The sequence below is a fragment of the Bremerella sp. P1 genome, from assembly GCF_028748185.1.
Classification (GTDB): domain Bacteria; phylum Planctomycetota; class Planctomycetia; order Pirellulales; family Pirellulaceae; genus Bremerella.
This window is the reverse complement of record NZ_CP118164.1, coordinates 2,768,490-2,789,891: the sequence shown is the minus strand read 5'-3', so window position 1 is coordinate 2,789,891 and position 21,402 is coordinate 2,768,490. Positions and strand designations below refer to the sequence as shown.

General features: G+C 55.6%; 18 protein-coding genes and 1 tRNA gene. 12 read left to right on the top strand and 7 right to left on the bottom strand.

Annotated elements, in window-relative coordinates:
* Positions 1-199 precede the first annotated feature (199 nt).
* Positions 200-520: a thioredoxin gene (trxA, locus tag PSR63_RS11575; RefSeq protein WP_274333443.1), complete on the top strand. Its 321-nt coding sequence runs from the start codon at positions 200-202 to the stop codon at positions 518-520.
* 229 nt (positions 521-749) lie between these two features.
* Positions 750-1,925 (top strand): hypothetical protein, encoded by a 1,176-nt coding sequence (locus tag PSR63_RS11570; RefSeq protein ID WP_274333441.1) that lies wholly within the window; start codon positions 750-752, stop codon positions 1,923-1,925.
* A 100-nt stretch (positions 1,926-2,025) separates the two neighbouring features.
* Here the strand turns inward: PSR63_RS11570 and PSR63_RS11565 are convergent, their stop codons facing one another.
* Complete coding sequence (locus tag PSR63_RS11565; protein WP_274333440.1) at positions 2,026-2,877, bottom strand: hypothetical protein; 852 nt, start codon at positions 2,875-2,877, stop codon at positions 2,026-2,028.
* Between the two features lie 555 nt (positions 2,878-3,432).
* Here PSR63_RS11565 and PSR63_RS11560 point away from each other — a divergent pair.
* A complete protein-coding gene (locus PSR63_RS11560; protein ID WP_274333438.1) occupies positions 3,433-5,931 on the top strand; it encodes a sodium-translocating pyrophosphatase in 2,499 nt (832 codons plus the stop codon).
* An 8-nt stretch (positions 5,932-5,939) separates the two neighbouring features.
* Here the strand turns inward: PSR63_RS11560 and PSR63_RS11555 are convergent, their stop codons facing one another.
* Positions 5,940-6,713: a hypothetical protein gene (locus tag PSR63_RS11555; RefSeq protein ID WP_274333437.1), complete on the bottom strand. Its 774-nt coding sequence runs from the start codon at positions 6,711-6,713 to the stop codon at positions 5,940-5,942.
* Positions 6,700-7,563 (bottom strand): hypothetical protein, encoded by an 864-nt coding sequence (locus PSR63_RS11550; RefSeq protein WP_274333436.1) that lies wholly within the window; start codon positions 7,561-7,563, stop codon positions 6,700-6,702. Before PSR63_RS11550 ends, PSR63_RS11555 begins: the two co-directional genes overlap by 14 nt.
* A gap of 440 nt (positions 7,564-8,003) precedes the next feature.
* Between PSR63_RS11550 and PSR63_RS11545 the strand changes: the two genes are divergently transcribed.
* From PSR63_RS11545 to clpP, 7 genes are all read left to right on the top strand, one after another.
* The gene (locus PSR63_RS11545; RefSeq protein ID WP_274333434.1) at positions 8,004-9,701 is read left to right on the top strand and encodes a MotA/TolQ/ExbB proton channel family protein; all 1,698 of its coding nucleotides are present in this window, start codon (positions 8,004-8,006) and stop codon (positions 9,699-9,701) included.
* Positions 9,702-10,520: a hypothetical protein gene (locus PSR63_RS11540; RefSeq protein ID WP_274333432.1), complete on the top strand. Its 819-nt coding sequence runs from the start codon at positions 9,702-9,704 to the stop codon at positions 10,518-10,520. It abuts the gene before it with no gap.
* Between the two features lie 36 nt (positions 10,521-10,556).
* Positions 10,557-11,675 carry a hypothetical protein gene (locus PSR63_RS11535; protein WP_274333430.1) on the top strand — a complete coding sequence of 373 codons (1,119 nt, stop codon included), beginning with the start codon at positions 10,557-10,559 and terminating at the stop codon, positions 11,673-11,675.
* Positions 11,676-12,025: 350 nt separating this feature from the next.
* A tRNA-Gly gene (locus PSR63_RS11530) sits at positions 12,026-12,098 on the top strand.
* 244 nt (positions 12,099-12,342) lie between these two features.
* Positions 12,343-13,806: a trigger factor gene (gene tig / locus PSR63_RS11525; protein ID WP_274333428.1), complete on the top strand. Its 1,464-nt coding sequence runs from the start codon at positions 12,343-12,345 to the stop codon at positions 13,804-13,806.
* Positions 13,807-14,110: 304 nt separating this feature from the next.
* Positions 14,111-14,740, top strand: a complete 630-nt coding sequence (locus tag PSR63_RS11520) for a ClpP family protease (RefSeq protein ID WP_274333426.1) — start codon at positions 14,111-14,113, stop codon at positions 14,738-14,740.
* Positions 14,741-14,879: 139 nt separating this feature from the next.
* Positions 14,880-15,467: an ATP-dependent Clp endopeptidase proteolytic subunit ClpP gene (gene clpP / locus PSR63_RS11515; RefSeq protein WP_274333424.1), complete on the top strand. Its 588-nt coding sequence runs from the start codon at positions 14,880-14,882 to the stop codon at positions 15,465-15,467.
* A 98-nt stretch (positions 15,468-15,565) separates the two neighbouring features.
* Here clpP and PSR63_RS11510 read toward each other — a convergent pair whose 3' ends face one another.
* Complete coding sequence (locus PSR63_RS11510; protein ID WP_274333422.1) at positions 15,566-16,309, bottom strand: hypothetical protein; 744 nt, start codon at positions 16,307-16,309, stop codon at positions 15,566-15,568.
* Positions 16,310-16,533: 224 nt separating this feature from the next.
* Between PSR63_RS11510 and PSR63_RS11505 the strand changes: the two genes are divergently transcribed.
* Both PSR63_RS11505 and PSR63_RS11500 read left to right on the top strand, forming a co-directional pair.
* A complete protein-coding gene (locus tag PSR63_RS11505; protein ID WP_274333421.1) occupies positions 16,534-17,511 on the top strand; it encodes a hypothetical protein in 978 nt (325 codons plus the stop codon).
* Positions 17,512-17,589: 78 nt separating this feature from the next.
* Positions 17,590-17,979 carry a hypothetical protein gene (locus PSR63_RS11500; RefSeq protein ID WP_274333419.1) on the top strand — a complete coding sequence of 130 codons (390 nt, stop codon included), beginning with the start codon at positions 17,590-17,592 and terminating at the stop codon, positions 17,977-17,979.
* 57 nt (positions 17,980-18,036) lie between these two features.
* Here PSR63_RS11500 and PSR63_RS11495 read toward each other — a convergent pair whose 3' ends face one another.
* From PSR63_RS11495 to PSR63_RS11485, 3 genes are all read right to left on the bottom strand, one after another.
* Positions 18,037-19,236 (bottom strand): DegT/DnrJ/EryC1/StrS family aminotransferase, encoded by a 1,200-nt coding sequence (locus tag PSR63_RS11495; protein ID WP_274333417.1) that lies wholly within the window; start codon positions 19,234-19,236, stop codon positions 18,037-18,039.
* A gap of 194 nt (positions 19,237-19,430) precedes the next feature.
* The gene (locus tag PSR63_RS11490) at positions 19,431-20,105 is read right to left on the bottom strand and encodes a metallophosphoesterase family protein (protein WP_274333416.1); all 675 of its coding nucleotides are present in this window, start codon (positions 20,103-20,105) and stop codon (positions 19,431-19,433) included.
* 99 nt (positions 20,106-20,204) lie between these two features.
* Positions 20,205-21,398 carry a lactonase family protein gene (locus tag PSR63_RS11485; protein ID WP_274333415.1) on the bottom strand — a complete coding sequence of 398 codons (1,194 nt, stop codon included), beginning with the start codon at positions 21,396-21,398 and terminating at the stop codon, positions 20,205-20,207.
* Positions 21,399-21,402: the final 4 nt, after the last annotated feature.

Sequence of the window (21,402 nt, the reverse complement as noted above, 5' to 3'; positions counted from 1 at the left end):
ACCGCGGAAGGTTGTCCTGACTCGGTCACCCCCCATAATAAAAGCATGTCCCCTGGGTTGTGAACCTGGTTAAAATTCGCGATTCTATTGGTTTAGGCTCGGAATTACGGCATGCTGGACGTCTGGGCTCGACTTGATCTCATGAGACGCAAGCGACAATAAACCCCCATATTTTCCATTGATCGGGAGAAGCCTTCCTATGGCCAACACATTTAACGAAGACAACTTTGATGCCGAAGTCCTGCAATCGAGCGAGCCGGTCTTGGTCGACTTCTGGGCTCCTTGGTGCGGTCCTTGCCGTCAACTGGCACCAGTGATCGACCAACTTGCCACCGAATACGAAGGTTCGGTCAAAGTCGGTAAGGTCGATACCGACCAAAACCCCAACCTGGCGGTGAAGTACGGTATCCAGAGCATCCCGACCGTCATGATCTTCAAGAATGGCGAAGTCGTAAACCAAATGCTCGGCAACCAGCCGAAAGCCAACCTGCAGCAAGCGCTGGACGCCGCCAAAGGCTAAGCGTGCCGCTGGGGGCCTATTGCTCTACAGCTAGCAAAACGGAGGACGTTTGTCCTCCGTTTTTTTTATGCGCTGACTCTTTCGCCCGATGGTAGCACCGCCGGCACCTTGCTAGCTCGCCGCATTTCAACTTGCGCAGCCGTTAAACTCAATTTCTTAGGCACATCATGCCGATGCGAAAGGATGGCCGAGTAATCCATTTGAGTGCCGCCAACCGTATTGATTCGACATGAAGCCGACTATCCGCCCAGCGAACATCACGCCATCGCCGCGCCCTATCTCCGAGCAGGGCTCGCCAGAGTTGCGTATCGATCCTCCGCATGCACCTTCGGTGGAGAGCAATCCAGCGGATACCCTGGAAGACGAACAAGGCGTCGATCTCAGCTCGGCCGATCTCGAAACACTGCCTGATTGGCAGCGACGTCAGATCAATCAACTGGCCCGCTTGATGCGTGATCGCCAGATGGAACTCGACCGCCGCGAAGCCGAACTCAATGCTCGGATGGCGAACTTCGAAAGTCAGCAGCGAAGTGCCGCCCTGGCGATGGACGAACCGCTTCCGCAATCGGTAAAACCCACCTCGCACGAGCCCGATTCGAAGGCATCCTCGGCGAGCCCTCTGCGAAGTATCGAAGAGAAGATCCGCCAATGGCGCCGTAAATGGCGCGGCCAGGAAACCGACATCTCCGAGATTGAACCCGAGGTCGACGACCGGGTCACTGTTCGGCTGGAGAAGCTGAGCGAAGCCGAGGCTCAACTGGCACAGCAGTGGGCGCTGCTCAAGAACGCTCGTTCGCTGCAGGCCCTGCGCGAAAAAGAGTTCGCCGGCTATACGCAGAAAGTTGAGCGTGAGATCGAGCAGAGCCGAGCCCAACAGCACCAATGGCTCGAGCAGGAACAAGAGCAACTGTCGCGCGATCAGGATGAACTGGCTCGTCGCGAGAACGAACTGGCTGATGTCCAGCAGGAAATGCAGTACGCATTTGAAGAGCTGCAAGTGATCCGCGATCAGTTAGAAATGGCCTGGGCCGAGATTCGCGTGCGGATTCCTTCAGCACTCCGGCGACGCCTGGACCAGCAAACGGATCACGCCGTCGATCACTTCGACAAAGCGCTGCATGCCCGCAACCAGGCGGCCAAGTCCGAGATTCGCCACATGTTGCATCAACTGGAGCTGGCCAAGCTCGAGATCCAGGAACAACAGGTACAGCTCGAAGACGACGCCGATCAACATCACACCGCGATCCGTCGGGCCAAGCACGAACTGGCCGATCGCGAAGCTCAGGTTCGCTCTCAACTGGGCGAACTTCGCCGCGAGCACGAATCGTTGAACGATACCAAGCTCGAAATCTTGAAAGAGCGCTACCAAGACCTGAGCCGGGAAATCACTCCCAAAGCGGCTTAAGCGTCCACATTTGCTTCGAGTGAAAGAACCTAGCGCATAAAAAAAGGGAACGCTCAATGAGCGTCCCCCGAATCGTGCTGACTCGAATAAATCGTTCGGCTTACTCAGCGCTGAGCGAGAGCGAGTCGGTTGGCTTCTTCTTATTCGCCTTTTCGCGAGCTGCGTGGCGTTCCTTAGCAGCTTCAGCTGCTCGGTAAGCGATCTGCAACTCTTGGCGGCTGAAGTAAGGCGTATCGTCACCAATCAGGTGCTCGATGCGTTTGTTGGCCAGTTCTTCCCAGCTCATGCCGTTGTTCAGGTGCCAGGCAGCTGCCTGTGCACTGCGCTGATTCAGTTCACCGCTACCCAGCATGTGACAAACGTCAGCGACGCCAGGCTTTTCGGTGTAAGCACCGATTGGCTTCAGTTCGTAAGGGATCTGCGGATCGGGATCTTCCAGACCGTGATCAAGGCAAACGCCTTTGACCTTGATGCGTTGAACCTTTTCAGGCATGACGTTGAAGAAACCGCCACCGCCGCCTTGGTTACCACCAAAGCCGCCGCCGCCGCCGAAGCCGCCACCGCCCTGGTTACCACCGAAGCCGCCGCCGAAGCCTTGGTTACCGCCACCGCCTTGGTTGCCGAAGCCACCACCTTGGTTACCGAAACCACCGCCACCTTGGTTGCCACCAAAGCCGCCGCCGAACTGGGCCAGAGGAACGCCAGCGAACGCGGCCGGCAATTCGACACGCATCTTCTTCTTAGTTTTGTTCGTGATGATGACGGTGCCTCGTTCGGAGTTCATCGGAATGAACTTCACTTCGATGTCACCATTATCGATCGCTTGGAACATCTCGACCGTTTCGACTTCGCTGGACGAACCGGATTTCTTATCGTCCGCGATCGCCGCTGGAGCCAAACAGGCCAGCATGGCCATGCAGCCAAACAATCGCCCAACCATGTGCCATTTCATGAGATAACTGCTCCTATGATTCGCTCGAATTCGGCGATTGCCCGCGAATCGACTAACAACTGTGAGATGATCCAAGACAAGATCCGCGTAGTCGCCCCCAAAGGATGCAGCGATCAACGGATACTTTTCCTACCAAATACGTAGGAAACACAACATCTAAAGCTTAATCGCTGTTCTCGAAGAAGCCAACAATTTTGCACAGGGGAAATCAATCCGCCTAACATGGGGGGAAAGGTCCATCAGGCTATGCTCTTCATCCCCGCGTCGGCAGATGGAGTCACCGCCAGATTTTCGCCTGGAAACTGCTGGAAACACGGTCTTGTTCGAAAAGAGACCGCTTTAGGTTAACGGACAGGGAAGCACCGCAAACCGTGTTATTATGCGCACTTTTTCTCATCTTTCCTTTGTGAAGCTCCCATAAACCAGTTTAAACCCCTCCAATAATATGGATAATGACGACTACCCCACGTGAGATCTGGCCACTCGGTCGGCCTGTGGGCTCTCATCGATTGCGACACCCTCGAATTTGCCGTCGGTCTTCAAAGGAATGGCACCATGTTTTTCGGCATCTGGCTGTTGGTACTTTTTGCGTCGATTGCGGCCCTTGTTCAGGCCTACTTCTTTTTTACCGGCATGGTCCAAGCGGACCCTGGCACTCCGACCATGCAGCGAATCGCCGGTTACGTTCGCGAAGGAGCGAACGCTTACCTGGCTCAGCAGTATGTCGTGGTGACGATCTTCTTCGTGGCGATCGCCTTGGTGCTCGCCCTACTTGCGTTTGTCGTCGAAGTACAAAGCCGCTGGGTCCCTTTTGCGTTCATGACCGGCGGCTTCTTTTCAGGGCTCGCCGGTTGGATCGGCATGAAGACCGCGACGCTGGCCAGCAGCCGTACAGCGGCCGGTGCAGAAAAGTCACTCAACCAAGGTTTGCAAGTCGCATTTCGCAGTGGCGCGGTCATGGGCCTGACGGTCGTTGGCCTGGGGCTGCTCGATATCGTGATCTGGTTTGGCGTGCTGAAATGGGTCTTCGATCTCTCGCTGTTTAATATCACGACAACGATGCTTTGCTTCGGCATGGGAGCCAGTTGCCAGGCACTGTTCGCACGTGTCGGGGGTGGGATCTTTACCAAAGCGGCCGACGTCGGTGCCGACCTGGTAGGTAAGGTCGAACAAGGCATTCCCGAAGACGACCCGCGCAACCCAGCGTCGATTGCCGATAACGTCGGCGACAACGTGGGGGATGTCGCAGGGATGGGTGCCGACCTTTACGAAAGTTACTGCGGAAGTATTCTGGCGACCGCCGCCCTGGGTGTGGCCGCGTTTTCTTCCCCGGCTATCGCTAGTTCGGCCGGCTTCGACAATGTGGCCGACGCACAGATCCGCGCGGTGTTTGTTCCCATGCTGATTGCCGCGTTCGGAACACTTCTCTCGATTGTTGGTGTCTACCTGGTCCGCACGCAGGAAGGCGCATCGCAGAAGAATCTGCTCGCAGCCCTTTCACGCGGGATCAACATGGCCACAGGTGCCGTCACGGTGGTGGCCATCCTGATTTGTATTCTGTTGATGCCTGCGGTACCGGATGCTTCATTTCAGCTTGGCATTGCCATCCCAGGCGTATCGCTGAGTATTATCGTCGGACTCGCAGCCGGATGGCTGATTGGTAAGTGGACGGAATACGCCACGAGCGACGAGTTCCCGCCGACCAAAAACCTTGCCGAACAATCCGAGACCGGACCTGCCACGATCATCATCGGCGGAATCGCCGACGGCATGCTCAGTGTCTGGCCCCCGGTCATTGTGATTGCGATCGCCACGCTGGCCTCGTTCGGTTTTGCCAACGGCTGGAGCTTTGATGATCCCAACTTGTTTGCGTTGGGTCTGTATGGCGTGGGAATCGCGGCGGTCGGTATGCTCAGCACGCTGGGCATCACCCTGGCGACCGATGCTTATGGCCCGATTGCCGACAACGCCGGTGGCAACGCCGAGATGTCTCACCTGGAACCAATCGTCCGTGAGCGAACCGATGCGTTGGATAGCCTCGGCAATACGACCGCAGCCACAGGCAAGGGCTTCGCGATTGGTTCGGCCGCGCTAACCGCTTTGGCCTTGATGGCGGCCTACGTAGAAGTCGTCCGCGAAGGCTTCGATCGCTGGGGAACCAGTGTTGCTGCCCAGGTCGAATACGATACGCCCACCAAGATCGCCCCAGGCCTGGTCATTTTGAAGGAAGATCATGATGGCGAAGACTACGTCTACGGCTACTTGCCCATGCCGGCTGATCTTCGCGACGAAAAGGTCAAAGATGCTTGGAAGAATCTGGGCACAGACGGAAAGCCTGCGGCGCTTGCTTCCGACATGGTTCAGGTCGTCAAGCCGGAGCAGGGGGAACCTCAACTGATGTTCACCGAGACGGATGCACGCTTTGTCAACGTCCACGAGGCCAGCCTCAGCGACTTCGCAACTTACTACGAAGCGAACGTCATGAACCCGAAAGTCCTGGTTGGTATTTTCATCGGTGCGATGACGACGTTTGTCTTTTGTGCGCTGACCATGAAAGCAGTCGGACGCGCGGCAAAAGGCATGGTCGAAGAAGTGCGTCGGCAGTTCCGCGAGAAGCCTGGCATCATGGACAATACCGAAGAGCCAGACTACGCGACCCCGGTCGAGATCAGTACCAAGGCAGCCCAGATGGAGATGATCGTCCCTTCACTCCTCGGGCTGATTACTCCCTTGGCCGTGGGCTTCTTGCTGGGGGTCGGTGGCGTGCTGGGACTTCTGGTGGGTGCCCTGACGAGCGGCTTCTGCCTGGCGATCTTCATGGCCAATAGCGGCGGCAGTTGGGACAATGCAAAGAAGTATATCGAAGCGGGCAATCACGGGGGCAAGGGCAGCGACGCCCACAAGGCGGCGGTCGTCGGTGATACGGTCGGCGATCCGTTCAAAGATACCAGCGGCCCCAGCTTGAACATCCTCATCAAGCTGATGAGCATGGTCAGCCTGGTCGTGGGCGGGTTTGTCGTTCGCTATAGCTTGATCGCGATGGGACTCTTTTAGAGGACATCTCAGTTGTCGGCCAGGGTCTGACGAAACTCGACCCAGCCGCGTAGTCTGCCTACCCCTTCGATCTCAACCGGCGGCACGATGCCCGCGACGTCAGTCGTGCTATTGTACCATTGATGGACGACCTCGTTTGGCTCGATGAGTCGATCTCCGAGTACGCCTTGGGCCGAGCCGTAATACGGTTTCCCTTCGTACTCCGCATGGCTGGCGTCTTCGGCGATGTGGATAACACGAACGCGTTCGTAATCCGACCAGTCATCGCGCTGAAGATAGTACATTCGGTTGCGAATCTTCGACGGTTCGCTACGAGCAATGACCAGATGTTGCGGGTTGGGATGATAGCTCTCAGGCACAGCATGAGTCACGCATTTGATATGCAGAGAATGCTTATCAAACGTGACATGGTAGAGCTGATCGTGATAAGGAATTACTTCACCTGGGCGAACAAAGATCATCGCCTGGTCGGAAAGGATCTTGCCGACTTCGATCTCGTACTCGGAATCAAGAAAGAGGACCCCAACCAGGCTGTCATCGACCTTCGCCTGGCGAAAACGCAGGATCACCGGCAATGAAGATCGGTTGGATAGCGGTATCAAGCACGCAGCATCTTTCCCCTGATGGTCCCACTGATAGGTGACCTCTTCGCGGTTGTCTTCCGCGGCATGGATACCGACCATCGGCGGCTCGCTGGAAAGCTCTTGCGAGTTCGAGGAATAGTCGCAGCCAATCAGTACTACGAAAACGAGCAGCAGCGCTCGAATATCACAGCATGGCACGATGCATCTCCACATCCGAGAGATCGACAAGTTCCAGTTCAATCCAACCGACCGGTATGAGTCCGCCCTCCATCTCGACCGGGGGCACAATCTGCTTCACGCGAACGAGTTGATCGTCCACCACCAAATTGGATCCGACACCCACCCACTCTTCTTTCGGCTCGTCCAGAAGCGCGGTTTCGTTCACGCCGTCACCGTTACGGACGATCATCCGGCTACGCACGATTTGAGCTCTGGTACCTTCAGGGTCGGTCTCGATCTTGACCAGTCGCATCGTTTCGAAGTGGTCTTCTTCGCTCTGAGAGACGCTCGCCAGAAGCGCTGCCTGTTGGAAGAACGTTGCTTCCGATCCATGGAGCGTAATCACCCGACTATTTGCGGCCGGCAACCACAACGACGGAAGCTGCTCGGTACATTCCTCAAGTTGCGCCCTTTGTCCGTCAAATGAGAAGCGAAATAGATGGCCGTAGTAAGGAATCAACTGCCCAGGGGCAAAACGAATCCGCTGTTGCTGCTGGTCGTAGCGGAAGTCATCTTCGGGAAAGTCTTTCGCCCGGTTCAGACTCAGTTCCCAGCGATCGTCGCCTAGTTTGTCGAAGACAACGTTAACACGCTCATCCGGTGCTTCGCCCTGGGCATTGGGCAACATCATGCCGGTGGCGTTCGCTCGGGCAACTAAAAAGTCATACCGGCGGCTTTCATCACCAGGGCTGATGGTCTCACTCGGATGAACGGGCAGTTGGAGATTGTGAAGTCGCTCGGAGTTTCTTTGAAACTTCACATCGCACCCGAGAAGCAGCAGGCCTGCGACAATAACCGAGCCGAAAGCCATTGGGCGAACGATGTCCATTTTCCTACCCTTTCGAGCTTCACTTGAAGGATAACCATCCAGAAGGACGATTCCTGCGGACCGATAGACTTCTTAATCCCACGTGAAACCGTAAAGTATCTATCTTTTTTTGAAATTGCCCTTCCTGAGTCTCTCGGGGGATTCGTTCGCAGTGCGGCAATCTTTGCCCCATTACACCTGGAACAATCGATTTCGGCCGATATGAATCTCAAGTTTTGACCAAATTTTTCCCCAAATCGGTCTGATCGGGAATAATTTCCTAAGCACAATAAGAAGACGATTAAAGGCCAGCAGTGCGTGAGTAGATCTCACCCCGGATTCACCTTTCATCCGCACATCCAATAAGCGACTGAGATTCTCTCAGTTTCGCCCTGGCTTTTTTCCGCTTCCTAATCTCGCCTGCGACCGGTTGTCGCGCTTCGTTTCCTTCCGAGGTCCAGATGTATTTCCAGTTCAATTGTCCCGAGTGCGGTCAGAAGCTCAAAGTCCGTCAAGAACTCGCAGGACAAAAGCGAAATTGCCCTTACTGCAAAAAAAGTGTCCATATCCCACACGTTCAGGAAGAGCCGGAGCAACTGCCTTCGCTCGACTCTCCCTCGTTGCCTGAGTTTGGTGGCGGCTCGTCCTCTTCTGGCGGCGGCCTCGACCTGGGCAATCTTTCTTCGGAATCGGCCTCGGCACCTGCTGGCCCCGTGGTAAAGACCGGCGGTGCGCGAAAGAGTACGACGACCGCGAAGAAGCAAGCCACGACGACCGCGAGCACTTCCTCCGGCGACGGGGACTTCACCGATCCGAGTAACGTCAACTTGTGGCTGTCCGGTTTGATCGGCCTGGGGGCGATGATCGTCTTCATGAGCCTGATGTACTTCTCCAAGGGCACCTACATCGGTGGGCTGTTCTGGATTGGTGGTATTCAGGCGGTCGCGATTCAGTCGCTTAGTACGTTCCTGTTCTTCTGGGCCGTGACCATCTTGTGGATGAAGCATCGCAAGATTCTGCGTCAGAAGGACTACCTGCTGATGGACGTTCTGCCGACCGACATCTCGCAAGAGATTCGCGTCGACACGCTCGGCAAATTCGTCGAACACATCCAAGGGCTGCCTGGTCATGACGGCGAAAGCTTCCTGATCAACCGCGTACTGCGTGGTTTGCAGCACTTCCGCGTGCGACAGAACGCCTCGGAAACGGCCACGATGATGGCCTCGCAGTCGGAGATCGACTACAACAACGTCTCGTCCAGCTACGCTTATCTGCGGGTGCTGATCTGGGCCATCCCGACCATGGGTTTTATTGGTACGGTGCTTGGTATTAGCTTGGCCGTGACCGAGCTTTCTGGTGCGTTGGGTGGTGGCGACCTCGATAAGCTGACCGCCTCGCTGCAAGGTATGTTCAGCGGTCTGGGTACGGCGTTTAACACGACCCTCGTCGCCCTGGTGATGAGCATGATCATCAAGTTCCCCATGTCGTCGCTGCAAAAGAGCGAAGAAGGCGTGCTGAACTGGGTGGACGAATACTGCAACGAAAACCTAATCCGCCGCTTGAACGACGGTCGCGAAAAGGCCGAAGACAAGCCGCAATCACCTTACGACACGAAGGTCTTCCGCCGAGCGGTCGAAGAGGCAATGGCCGCCCAGCAAGGCGAACTCGAGGCCTGGGTCAAAAAGCTGGAATTGGTCGGCCAGACGATCACCGAACAAACCTCGAAGGGTTGGGACGAGATCAACGGCAAGATTCTGACCAGCCAGGAAGAGACCACCAACAAGCTGTTGGAAGTGGTCAATGCCAAGACGGTCGACATGCAGAAGCGTCAGGAAGAGCAGCAGACCCTCATGCAGGATCAGCTGAACCAGATGCAGGAAGTCGCCGCTCAGCTGCAAAGCACGCTGGGCCAACTGGCCAGTGCCTCGGTCGACTCGCATATCAAGGTCAACGAAACGATGTCCGACACTTCCGAACGTCTCGAGAAGTACCTCGGTGGCGTCGAGCAAGGCCTGACCGGCTTGACCGAAGTGCTCAACAAGCTTGGCAATGAAACGGTTGTCGTCCAGCAAGTTGAATCCAACGGCTCAGGTGGCGGTGGCTGGTTCGGTTTCGGTGGCGGTAGCAAAGCCAAGAGCAAACGAAACGGGAGACGCTAAATGGGTAAGGGACGACAAGTCGAAGGGGACGACATTTCGCTCTTCCCTTTCCTAAGCGTGCTTGCTTGCGTGATCGGTACGTTGGCAATGGTTATCGCGACGATCGCCATTCAATCGCTCGATAACGACGCGATCGATGCGGCCATGGAGTATCAGAAGAAAGAAAAGGAACTCCAGGCCGAAACCTCCGCACTCGAGCAGCTTCGCGATCAACTCAAGAAGCGTGAGGATCAGATCAAACGTGAGAATTCGAGCGAACAGAAGAAGCTCGAAGATGCCAAAAAGAAGCTGGCCGAACTTCTAGCCAAGCTGGAAGAAACGCAGACCAAGCTGCAGAACATCTCGATCGAAGGCCCCAAAGTCAACGTAGCCGCGTTGACCGAAGAGGTCGGCACGATGGAGGAAGAACTGAAGAGTCGGCGTGAGAAGATCGCCCAGCTGACGAAAATCATCGCCGAGCGAAAACTGCCGCCCAAAGAAGCCGAGAACTCGATTCTACCTGGCGGTAGTGGTGTGGGCTTCAAGCCTTCGTTCATCGAATGCGATGATGGCCGCGTGGTCATTCATGAAGACGGCAAGACCATTCCGGTCCGCACGGCGGAACTCAATACGAATCCTGATTTCGCCAAGATGCTCGATAAGGTGAAGGGTCAGAAAGATGGTACCCTCGTCTTTTTGATTCGCGACGATGGCCTTTCGACCTACAACACGGCACGCAATTACGCGAACGCCAAAGGCGTGAAGAACGGCAAGTTGCCCGTCATTGGCGACGGCCGCGTCGACCTGAGTTATTTCACCAAACAAGCGAAGAATTCGTAGCCCCTTGCGGTTACCTAACGATAAGACGAACCAGACATGGCTAAACGAAGAGTTGGCGAAGAAGAAGAAGGGATGGATTCGCTGCTCGACACAATGTTCAATGTGGTGGGGATTCTCATCATCATTCTCGTTGTGGTGCAGCTCGGTATGCAGGAGTCGGTCAAAAAGATCGCCAACAGCATGCAGATCGACCCTCTGGCCTTGGAACAACTGATCAAGGACCTCGAAGAAGCCCAGAAAGATAAACTGAAGGTTGAGAAAGAGCTGAAGGAGCTCAATCCCAACGAGCAAGACTTGGAGATGCTAATCCAGCGTCTGCAGTCCGAGTCGGTCGCCAAGGATGCGATCCTCAAGTCGCAGCAGGGCGAACTGCAAAAAGCAATTATCGCCCAAAAGGATGCGATGGAAATGGCCAAGAAGGCCGACGAAAACAAAGAGAAACGCGAGAAGCTTTCCGGCGAACTTAATAGCGCGCTGGAAGAAATCGCGAAGCTGGAAGCAACGCTCGACGACACCCCGGAACGCGCCCAGATGGCTGCCAAGGTAGTCACGCTGCCAGATCCGCGACCGGCTCCCGAAGGGATCAAGGAAGCGGCCTTCCTGCTTATCGGCAATCAGGTCTACCCAATCGTCGACGAACCGGCGCGTGACTCGGCCAAGAAGCGAGCCGAATACCAGGCCGAGCGCGGCGTCCGCAAGTATGTGAAGGACCCCAAGCAAGGGATCGACGCCGAGAAATTCGTCGAGGACTTCAACGAACGCCCGATGTCGGACGATTGGTTCCGTATGGAGATGTACGCGGCAGGTCGTGACCCGCGTCTGCGCTTCACTCCGAAGGAAAACGCTGGCTTCAAGATCGACGAAATCACGAGCCCTCGCTCGCGTTTCCGTCGTCTGCTAAGCACCGTCGATCCGTCGAAGTTCTACTTCAAGTTCATCGTGATGCCCGACAGCTACGAGGCGTACGTCGAAACGCGTCACGTAACCGACGAAATGGGCTACCTGGCCGGCTGGACCCCGGTCAACAGCGACTGGCAGTACACAACCTGGGTCGGCGGCAAAGTGAAATTCGGTCCGCCACCACCACCGCCAGATCCCAACGCTCCGAAACCACCACCGAAGCCGGCAGGTCCTAAGCCGAATGTTTTGGACTAGTCTGGCCAGCTCTGGCAATCGAACCCACGAAGATGGCTGCGCGATGTTTCGCGACAGCCATCTTTTTTTGGTGAGTTCCGACTTTTATAGAGGCTTTGAAAGTGGAAATGGAGGACCAGGATTTGTATCGATTCGACATTTCCCACAAGCTAGCGAATAGGCGGAGCGTGTCGTTAATTTCAAATCAAGTCACGACTTACGCTCGAAATCGTGTTCCCCAAATTGACAACAGAACACCTTTGTCGCATACTTTCCTCTCTGGCAAGCAAATTTTCGTTTGCCCCGGGTAGACCAGCTCTGATTTTTCAGTACACTGGTGCTTTCCTAGATGAGGGAACGACGTTCCCTGTGCGGGTGTAGCTCAGTTGGTAGAGCACAACGTTGCCAACGTTGTTGTCGACGGTTCGAATCCGTTCACCCGCTCTTCCTTTTTTATGCCGCTAGAAAATGTGTCTGACGACACGCGTAGCGCATGAAAACATTTGGTGGATGTGGCTTCTGGCAAAGGCTTTGCCGCATCGCCACGTTTCACACGAGACGCAATGACGAGTCTCGCGGCGTGGGTGAGGAGAAGCCCACCCATTCTGCATTGACCTCATTGGCATGAACGACCTGAGCTACGAGCCAGGTTTCTTGTTTTTCACCCCAGATTTTGCGGAATCGTTGAATGAGTTCGCCTGAAACCGAAAACGCTGAAAGTGCAGTTGCTGAAGCGGAAGGCCCCAAGAAGTTGAACTTGGACGTTAAGGTCGATGCTCCTAGCTCGTGCCAGCGTCACGTCACGGTGACTGTTTCCCGTGAAGACATCGATCGCTATTTCGATGTTGCCATTGAAGACATGGTCCCCAACGCAGCTGTTCCTGGTTTCCGTAAGGGTAACGCCCCGAAGAAGCTGGTCGAGAAGCGATTCCGCGCTGAAGTGAAGGACCAGGTCAAAGGCACGCTGCTCATGGACAGCATGACCCAGGCCACCGAAGAACAATCGTTCTCGGCCATTAGCGAGCCTGACTTCAACTACTCGGCCATCGAACTGCCCGAAGAAGGTGAACTGACCTTCGAGTTCGATATCGAAGTCCGTCCTGAATTCGACCTGCCGAAATGGAAGGGGCTGAAGATCGAGAAGCCAACCAAGGGCTTCGAGAAGGACGACATCGACAAGCACCTGAAGCAGGTTCTGGGTCGTTACGCTTCGCTGGTTCCGCACGAAGGTGCCGCTGAAACCGACGATCACCTGGTGTGCAACCTGACCTTCAAGCACGATGGCAAGAAGATCGAACACGCCGAAGAAGAATCGATCCGCCTGCGTGATACGCTCAGCTTCCAGGACGCCAAGTGGGAAGACTTCGGTAAGGAAATGACCGGAGCCAAAGCAGGCGACAAGAAGACCGTGACCCTGACCATCAGCGACGAAGCTGCCAACGAAGCAATGCGTGGCAAAGAAGTCGAGATGGAAATCGAGGTCCTTGAAGTCAAGCGAACCGAACTGCCGGAAATGGACGAAGCGTTCCTGAAGCAGATCGGCGGCTTTGAAAGCGAAGGCGACCTGCGTGACTATGTTAAACAAGACATGGAACGTCAGTTGAACTACTACCAGCAGCAACGCCTGCGTCAGCAAATTACCGAAGAGCTGACCAAGGACGCCGACTGGGAACTGCCGCCAGAACTGCTCAAGCGTCAAGCTGCTCGCGAACTGGAACGTGCCGTGATGGAACTTCGTTCGGCTGGTTTCGGCGAAGAAGACATCCAGGCTCACCGCAACGAGCTGCGTCAAAACAGCATGGCTTCGACCCGCAAGGCTCTGAAGGAACACTTCATCCTCGAACGAATTGCGGAAGAAGAGAACATCGAGGAAACGCAGCAAGACTACGACATGGAAGTGATGCAAATCGCGATGCAGCGAGGCGAATCGCCACGTCGGATCCGAGCTCAGCTGGAAAAGGGCGGCATGATGGACGTGCTGCGTAACCAGATCATCGAACGCAAGGTGATCGAGCTCATCCAAGGCGAAGCGACCGTCACTGAAGTGGATGCCGACCTGCAGCAAAGCAAGACCTCGGCCGTCAACCTGCTGATCTGTGGCGAAGGGGAAGCAGTCCCAGCCGCCGAAGAGGAAGCCAAGGACGCTGAATAATTGGCCCCTTGAACCCTGATATTCAAAGCCCCGATGGACTGCCATCGGGGCTTTTTTCATGCTCGGATGGGGCAAATTCTTTAGCCGAGTTAAAATTTTCCGGCTGATAGCGATTAGCGAAGGTACAAAAACTTCGCCGCCCCCTCTCCTAAGTGTCTTCTACGGTTGTCTTCCCCTCGCAACTGGAGACAATAACAGGATACTTCTCGTAGTTTGCTTCGCCGGAAGCGACCGGGCAGGCAGGTGGACTAATCCTGTGCCGCGGCGTCCTTGACGGCACGTTGTAATGGAAGGATCGACGACCATGAATTCACAATTCCCAAACGCCCCTGTCGGGCCCATGGCCATGGCCTATGCCGAATACCAACGGCAACGCCAGATGACCCTTGGCGACCTGCTATTGGAAAACCGGATTGTCTTCCTGCAGGGCGAAATCTACGACGGCAACGCCAATGAACTGGTCATGAAGCTGTTGTACCTGCAGAGCGAAAACCGCCGTAAGCAGGTTCACTTCTACATCAACAGCCCAGGCGGTAGCGTCACCTCGACGATGGCCATCTACGACACCATGCAAATGCTCTCGTGCCCAGTCGCCACGTACTGCGTGGGTCTGGCCGCTAGTGGTGGAGCCATTCTGCTGGCCGGTGGTGCCGCTGGTAAGCGATTCATCCTGCCGCACGCCAAGGTCATGATTCACCAACCGCATGGTGGTGTCGGTGGCCAGGTGAGTGACATCGAGATTCAGGCCAACGAAATCATCAAGACGCGCGAAGAGCTGAACAAGATCCTCGCTGCACACTGCGATCAACCGGAAGAAAAGATCGCCAAGGACGTCAACCGCGACTTCTACATGAACGCCACCGAGGCGAAGGAATATCGGATCGTCGACGAGATCCTCACCAAGCCGCCAGCAGAAACCGGCGAAGAGGACTAACGAAATATCGCCTGCTCCTATCCTGACCCCGCGCCCCGCCGCGGAGAGGGCTAGGGTGAGGGGGCGAACTCGGTACACGCCATAACATTCATTCGACTATCCGAACCCAATACACATTCCAGACACTGGAGCCTAACCGATGCCAATGATTCCTTACGTGGTGGAAAAGAGCGGACGCGAAGAACGCGTCTTTGACATCTACAGCCGGCTGCTCAAGGACCGAATTATCTTCCTGGGAACCGGTGTGAACGACGAAGTCGCCAACCTGATCGTTGCCCAGATGCTGTTCCTGCAGTCCGAAGACCCCAAGGCCGACATCAACCTGTACGTGAACAGCCCCGGCGGTAGCGTCAGTGCTGGGATGGCCATTTACGACACCATGCAGTTCGTCACGTGCGACGTGGCCACCTACTGCATCGGTCAGGCCGCTTCGATGGGTGCCGTTCTGCTGACCGCTGGTGCCGCAGGCAAGCGATACGCTCTGCCCAATGCCCGCGTGATGATCCACCAACCGCTGGCCGGCATGCAGGGTACCGCCTCGGACATCCTGATTCACGCCACCGAGTTCAAGCGAATCAAACACCGCATGAACGAGATCCTGCTGAAGCACACCGGCAAGCCGATCGAACAAATCGAAGCCGACACCGACCGCGACCGCTTCTTAAGCGCCGAAGAAGCCTGCGATTACGGTTTGATCGACAAAGTTGTCGAACACATGCCTAGCTAGGTCGACCGGTTAGAGCAACGATTAAAAGCCCATGCGAATTGCGTGGGCTTTTTTCATAGGCCGGCAGATCCAGGCAACGTGATAAAGCGGGAACGCACTCAGGCGGCGACCGGCCGATACATGAAGTAAAACAACGATCCCCAGGCGATGCCGCTGAGCATGTTCAAAAGAAATGCTCCATAGAATCGCCAGTTGCCGCTCGCAGTAAATCGACTCGTTTCTTTCAGCGCGGCGAACAGCATGTACATCGAATAGATGTTTGCCAGAACCGGAATGAACGTCACTCCCAGGATGGCCGCTCGCCAGGCCCGAACGAGCATGGCTTCCGCTTCTTCATTAATCTCTCTCGGTTTCTCAGGCCACTCAGCCCCTTCGACCTTGGTTTGCGGTGAGGCGTAGGGGTTCGCTTCGTCGAAGTTCGCCTTATCGGGCAGCGGTTGGTCGCTGTCTTCCAGCAGCGGTTCCCTTTCATCTTCGTCATTCAGATCGGCGGTCGCCGGCATTGCGGCTTCGACTTCGCTTTTCTCGCCACCGCACGACCAACAGACCTGAAAGCCGGCATCGACGACTTCCTCGCACGTTCCACAGAACCAGGGACCTCCGGTTGGCTCGTGACTCTCCTGGCTCAACTCGTCCTTGAGTTCTATCGCCTTCTCAGCATCGACTGAGCGAACAATTACATGCACGCCTCCCAAAGCGCTGCCGATGTAGCTGAGCGAAGTCTGCAGATCGCCCCCGTCGACGAACGCGCGAATGCCATGGTCCTGCAGCACGGCCTTCAGGTGATCGGCATCGGCCGCATTGGCATAGCTGGCGATTTTGAGGAATTCGGACGTAGGCATGAAGTTGCAATGCGAAAAAGGATAAGTCTGAAACGCTGAGCGAGTCCTCTAACGTACCGAGGCCGACGCGCGAGTCAACGGAATTCTGCTAGCAGTTCGCTTGAGAACTCGAAGCATTGGGTTTGACCCGTCTGCGGATTTTTCGTAACTATGCCGCACGCGTGGCCGGATCTTTAGTTTTTCCTTCCTTAGTTCGGCCAAAATCCTGGGAAAGTTTCGTCAGCGTGCTATCACGACCTGCCACAATTCGATTCGCGATGCTTGCGATTGCCCTACTTGGTTTGGCAAGCGGTTGCCGCACGACCGATCCGTCGGTGCAGTTGCTGGAGTCGGAGTTGCGTTACCTGGAAGACAAGGTTTACGCCCTGCAGGACGTTGTGCACCAGAAAGACTCCCAGATCGCATCGGTTCGTCGCGAGAACGAGACGCTTCGCAAGCAGCTCGGACTACCGGAAGGGCCGCACACGACTTCGACCGAACCAGAGACCTTGCCGACCCCATTTGCCGGCGCATCGCGTATTTCTTCGCGACCTGATACCGATTCGCTGACCAGCCCGGTGATTGAGCTGGGCGAGTCGAGCAATTTGCCAGAACTAGAAAGCGTGGCCCCCGGACCGGAACTGCTGGATGGTCCGCTCTTGCAGCAATTTGATCCCGACGCCGAAGTGGTCGTCGATCGAGTCGTCACGCAGATGCAACTCAATCCAAAGCTGACCGGCGGTTATAACGCCGACGACCAGCCCGGCGATGACGGCATCATGGTGGTGATCGAACCGCAGAACGAAGCCGGCCAGTACGTCGATTCGCCTGGCCCTGTTTCAGTCGTCCTGCTCGATCCGGCCTATTCCGGCAAAGAGGCGTTTGTCGGCCGCTGGGACTTCGATACGACCGACTCGGCCAAGTACCTCAAACGAACCTTGCTCGGCAAAGGCGTTCACCTGAAGCTTCCCTGGACCGAAGGCAAGCCGGAGCATGAATCGCTGCAGCTGCATGTCCGCTACTCGACCGAGCAGGGAGAGGTCTTGCAGCAGAAGAAAGACATCCAGGTCGACCTCCGCGGCAAAGACTCGGCCCGCTGGACCCCAGCCACCGTCCCGCTGCCTGCGGGACGAACAGCGTCTCGTCCTGAGGCTTCCAGCGACGACGCTCAAGACGAGCGACCAGGGCTGTTTAAGAAGCCACTCTGGCGACCGTTTCGATAGTAGCCAGTTTCTGGCAATCTACTCATCGCACGCTTACAATCGCGGCCACACCTCGATGAACTACAGGGAGTGGCCATCTTGCCGTACGAAAAAGTTATCCAGTTCTATGCTTATGTCGCGCCACTACTCGGTGCAACTCAATTCGTTGTGCTCGGAGTCTGGCTTGGCCTGATGCTGCTTTCACCGGCCACGTTAGAGGGTCTTACTGAGGATCGAATTGCGAGGTTAAGGTCTTACCGGCGTCGCTATGTACGCATTCTCTTCCGGTCGATGTTTTATTTGATCGTGCTGCTCCCTATTTCGGCCTTCTTCTTCTGGACCTCCTCCCGGCATATAACGTCTCCCCTGGGAACGTTTATCCTTCTAGGGATCTTGTACGGTCTTTGGTGGCTCTATCTTGTTCTGGGCATCCTAATCACCGCCTGGCAGTGTCTGGATGAACTCCAAGAGGGAAAAGAGTCGGCATAAAAAAAGCGACGCTCGAATCGAGCGTCGCTTCTACTTTTCGTTTTGAATGGATATCGCCTAGGCCGACTTGCGACGGGCAGTTGCTTCAAAGTTGGCTTCGATGCCGTAGTACATCGCGATCGAGCTCACCACGTGACGCTGTTCGGCGGCGGTGAGTTCTGGGAAGATCGGCAGGGCCAACACTTCTTCGGCGGCCTTTTCCGTTTCCGGCAGTGGTGCCAGCTCTTCTTTCAGCGAGGCGAAGCACTGCTGCTGGTGCAGCGGAACCGGGTAGTAGATCTCGCTACCAACCTTCAGGTCGGCCAGGTGCTTGCGGAGCGAATCGCGTCCGCCACGTGGGACGCGAACGGTGTACTGGTTCCAAACGTGGTAGCTGCCTTCGATTTCGGTCGGTAGCTTCAGCACCAGGTCCAGACCACATTGGCTGAACAGTTCGGTGTACCGCATGGCGTTCTGACGTCGCATCTCGGTCCACTCGGCCATGTGCTTCATCTTGACGTTAAGGGCTGCAGCCTGCAGCGTGTCCAAGCGGCTGTTGATCCCGACAACCTGGTGGTAGTAGCGGGGCTCCATGCCGTGTCCGCGAAGGAGCTTCAGCTTGGCAGCGAAGTCTTCGTCGTTGGTGACCAGCATACCGCCGTCGCCCATGCCGCCGAGGTTCTTGGTTGGGTAGAAGCTGATACATCCGGCCAGACCCATGCTGCCAGCTCGCTGGCCTTTGTGCTCGGACAAAATGGCTTGGGCGGCGTCTTCGATAACCGGAATGTCGTGCATCTGGGCGATCTTGTTGATCTCGGTCATGTCGGCACATTGGCCGAACAGATGGACCGGAATGATCGCCTTGGTGTTTGGAGTGATTTGTTCTTGCAAGCGAGTTGGATCGATGTTGAACGAGTTCGGTTCGATATCAACAAAGACAGGCTTTGCACCCAAGCGCCAAACGCAACTGGCCGTCGCGAAGAAGGTGAAGCTGGGCACCAGGACTTCGTCGCCTGGGCCGATATCCAGAGCCATGAGGGAAAGGAGCAAAGCATCACTACCCGAAGCACAGCCGATGCCAAACTTGGCCTGTGATGCGGCCGCACACGTTTCTTCCAATTGGAAAACATCGGGGCCAAACAAGAACCGGCCTGAGTCGAGAACCGACTCGAAAGCCGCCATGAATTCTTCTTTCAACGGTGCATTGCCACGGCCAATGTCCAGCAGTGGAACTTGCGAAACACCCGATGCTTCCACGCCATTGTTTGCTGTCGTCATCCCTGACTTCCTTGATGAATTCGTGCTTTTTCCACGCAAAGTTGAAGGCATCCTGCCTGCTGACGGGTACGCGGTAAGCGAAAACGATAGGAGGATTGCTCTAAGGGGTCAAGGGCAAGCATTCTCACATCGTGAAATCGAAACGACTCGGGTGACATGCGACGTGATATCGCGGTTCTCGAGCTGCTTGAACCCTATGCTAGCACGCCTAGACGATGCTGATTTGCCTGATTGGTTTGCCAGAAATGACCTTTCTGAATATCCAAGCAGGTCAGCCAACCCTCTCCATAAACCCAAGTATCGATCACCACCGAATGGCCCACATTGAGCGGTAGGCCTGACTTCTGCGAGGTATGACCGCAGATAACCGTCTTGCCTGAGCAGTGCGGCCCGTTGTTGGCGAATCGGTCCCAGTAAAGGATTTCATCTTCCTGCTCGTCCAGCGGAAGATCGGGCGAGACATTGGCATGGACGAAGATATGAGAATCGTCCTCAAAGCACGGCAGGCATACCTCATCGAGAAATCGCCAATGACGTTGGGCAATAGCGTCCAAGGGAGACTCTTCCCCATCCTCGTGAGAATAAGATGCCAGCGTTTCCTGGCCGCCATACCTCAGCCAAGATTCATACATCAGGTAATCATAGCGGGCCGAGCTCATCATGATCTCGTGGTTGCCGGTCAAGCAAATGATGTTGTATTGGTCGCGCAGCTCCAAGATGCGATCGATCACGCCACACGAATCAGGACCGCGATCGACGTAGTCCCCCAGAAATATCACGCGATCTTCCGGCGTGAGTTCGACGAGTGCCAGCATCTTATCCAGCGCGGTCAAACATCCGTGCACATCGCCAATGGCCAAAGTACGCAACGAAATTCCTTTGCCTCAATCCGCCCCTAAATAGAAAGATGGCCACCACCGATTAGAAGTGATAGCCATCCAACAACGTTTCATTCCGAGTTGCAGTTATTACTGTACAAACTCGATGCAGCAGGGATTTGGCACCGAGATCTGCGAGGGCAGTGGCTTGAGCGTTCCGATCTTTTGATCGACCTCGAAGATCACGATGTTATTGGTGTCTTGATTTGCCGCCAGCAGAAACTGACCGTTGGGGGAAATCCGGAAGTGACGCGGTGTCTTCCCCATCGTGCCGAAATGCCCCAACAGGGTAACCAAGCCTGTTTCGTCATCAATTCGGTAAGCGGCAATGCTGTCGTGACCACGATTCGAGGCATACACCCATCGTCCGCTGGGATGGATATAGATCTCTGCGGTCGTGTTATTTCCCTCAAAGTCTTTCGGCAATGTTGGTACGCGCTGCAGATGCTCGTTTGCGCCCGTGTTGGGATTCAGCGCGAAGACATCCAAAGTCGAATCGAGCTCGTTCAGAACGTAAACTCGCGTACCGGTTCCATTGACCGCCAGATGGCGTGGACCTGAGCCTGGGGTGATTTCGAGATATGCCGGATCATTCAACTCCAACTCACCGGTCGTTCCATTGACCGTCCGATAGATCATTACTTTGTCGAGCCCCAGATCGGCCGCCAACAAGAGTCGACTTCCGGCAACGTTATACATGCCATGCCCATGCGGTCCCTTCTGGCGACCTTCATTCACGCTTGAACCTTCGTGCTGGAAGAAGGAGGTCGCTGGGGCCAACTGGCCGTCCTCACCGATCGGCAGAGTCGAGAACGAACCACCTCCATAATTGGAAACCATCACGAAACTTTTTCCCGGAGCAATCTCGACATGGCAAGGACCGCCTCCTCCAGAAGCTTCCTGGTTAAGCAAATTGAGGGTTCCATCCTCATTAAAGGTAAACGCCGAGACCGCACCCGAGTCGCCATCGCCGAAATCTGCGACTTCGCCAACCGCGTAAAGATTCTTCTGATCGCTACTGACCGCCAAAAACGAAGGGTTGTCGATTTCATACGCCAACGTTGGAAGGCTCATTTCGCCGGTCCGGCGATTGAGCTCGCTACGATAGATGCCCTTGCTGTCCCCGCGGGTATAGGTCCCAATGTAGAACGCAAACGTGGGGTCTTCATCCACGACCTTCTTCCCAATCTCAATCACTTTCGATTGTTGGGCTTGAACCAGTTGCGTAACCATTGCCACACAGGCAAATGTCAGAGCGGTAAAGACGATGCGGCGAGTCAACATAGGG

What these genes read in the sequence shown, in the direction of transcription:
- PSR63_RS11510 (WP_274333422.1), bottom strand. Translation starts at nt 16,309, where the DNA reads ATGCCTACGTCCGAATTCCTCAAAATCGCCAGCTATGCCAATGCGGCC.
- PSR63_RS11540 (WP_274333432.1), top strand. Translation starts at nt 9,702, where the DNA reads ATGGGTAAGGGACGACAAGTCGAAGGGGACGACATTTCGCTCTTCCCT.
- tig (WP_274333428.1), top strand. Translation starts at nt 12,343, where the DNA reads ATGAGTTCGCCTGAAACCGAAAACGCTGAAAGTGCAGTTGCTGAAGCG.
- PSR63_RS11535 (WP_274333430.1), top strand. Translation starts at nt 10,557, where the DNA reads ATGGCTAAACGAAGAGTTGGCGAAGAAGAAGAAGGGATGGATTCGCTG.
- PSR63_RS11550 (WP_274333436.1), bottom strand. Translation starts at nt 7,563, where the DNA reads ATGGACATCGTTCGCCCAATGGCTTTCGGCTCGGTTATTGTCGCAGGC.
- PSR63_RS11560 (WP_274333438.1), top strand. Translation starts at nt 3,433, where the DNA reads ATGTTTTTCGGCATCTGGCTGTTGGTACTTTTTGCGTCGATTGCGGCC.
- PSR63_RS11495 (WP_274333417.1), bottom strand. Translation starts at nt 19,236, where the DNA reads ATGACGACAGCAAACAATGGCGTGGAAGCATCGGGTGTTTCGCAAGTT.
- trxA (WP_274333443.1), top strand. Translation starts at nt 200, where the DNA reads ATGGCCAACACATTTAACGAAGACAACTTTGATGCCGAAGTCCTGCAA.
- PSR63_RS11520 (WP_274333426.1), top strand. Translation starts at nt 14,111, where the DNA reads ATGAATTCACAATTCCCAAACGCCCCTGTCGGGCCCATGGCCATGGCC.
- clpP (WP_274333424.1), top strand. Translation starts at nt 14,880, where the DNA reads ATGCCAATGATTCCTTACGTGGTGGAAAAGAGCGGACGCGAAGAACGC.
- PSR63_RS11545 (WP_274333434.1), top strand. Translation starts at nt 8,004, where the DNA reads ATGTATTTCCAGTTCAATTGTCCCGAGTGCGGTCAGAAGCTCAAAGTC.
- PSR63_RS11565 (WP_274333440.1), bottom strand. Translation starts at nt 2,877, where the DNA reads ATGAAATGGCACATGGTTGGGCGATTGTTTGGCTGCATGGCCATGCTG.
- PSR63_RS11570 (WP_274333441.1), top strand. Translation starts at nt 750, where the DNA reads ATGAAGCCGACTATCCGCCCAGCGAACATCACGCCATCGCCGCGCCCT.
- PSR63_RS11485 (WP_274333415.1), bottom strand. Translation starts at nt 21,398, where the DNA reads ATGTTGACTCGCCGCATCGTCTTTACCGCTCTGACATTTGCCTGTGTG.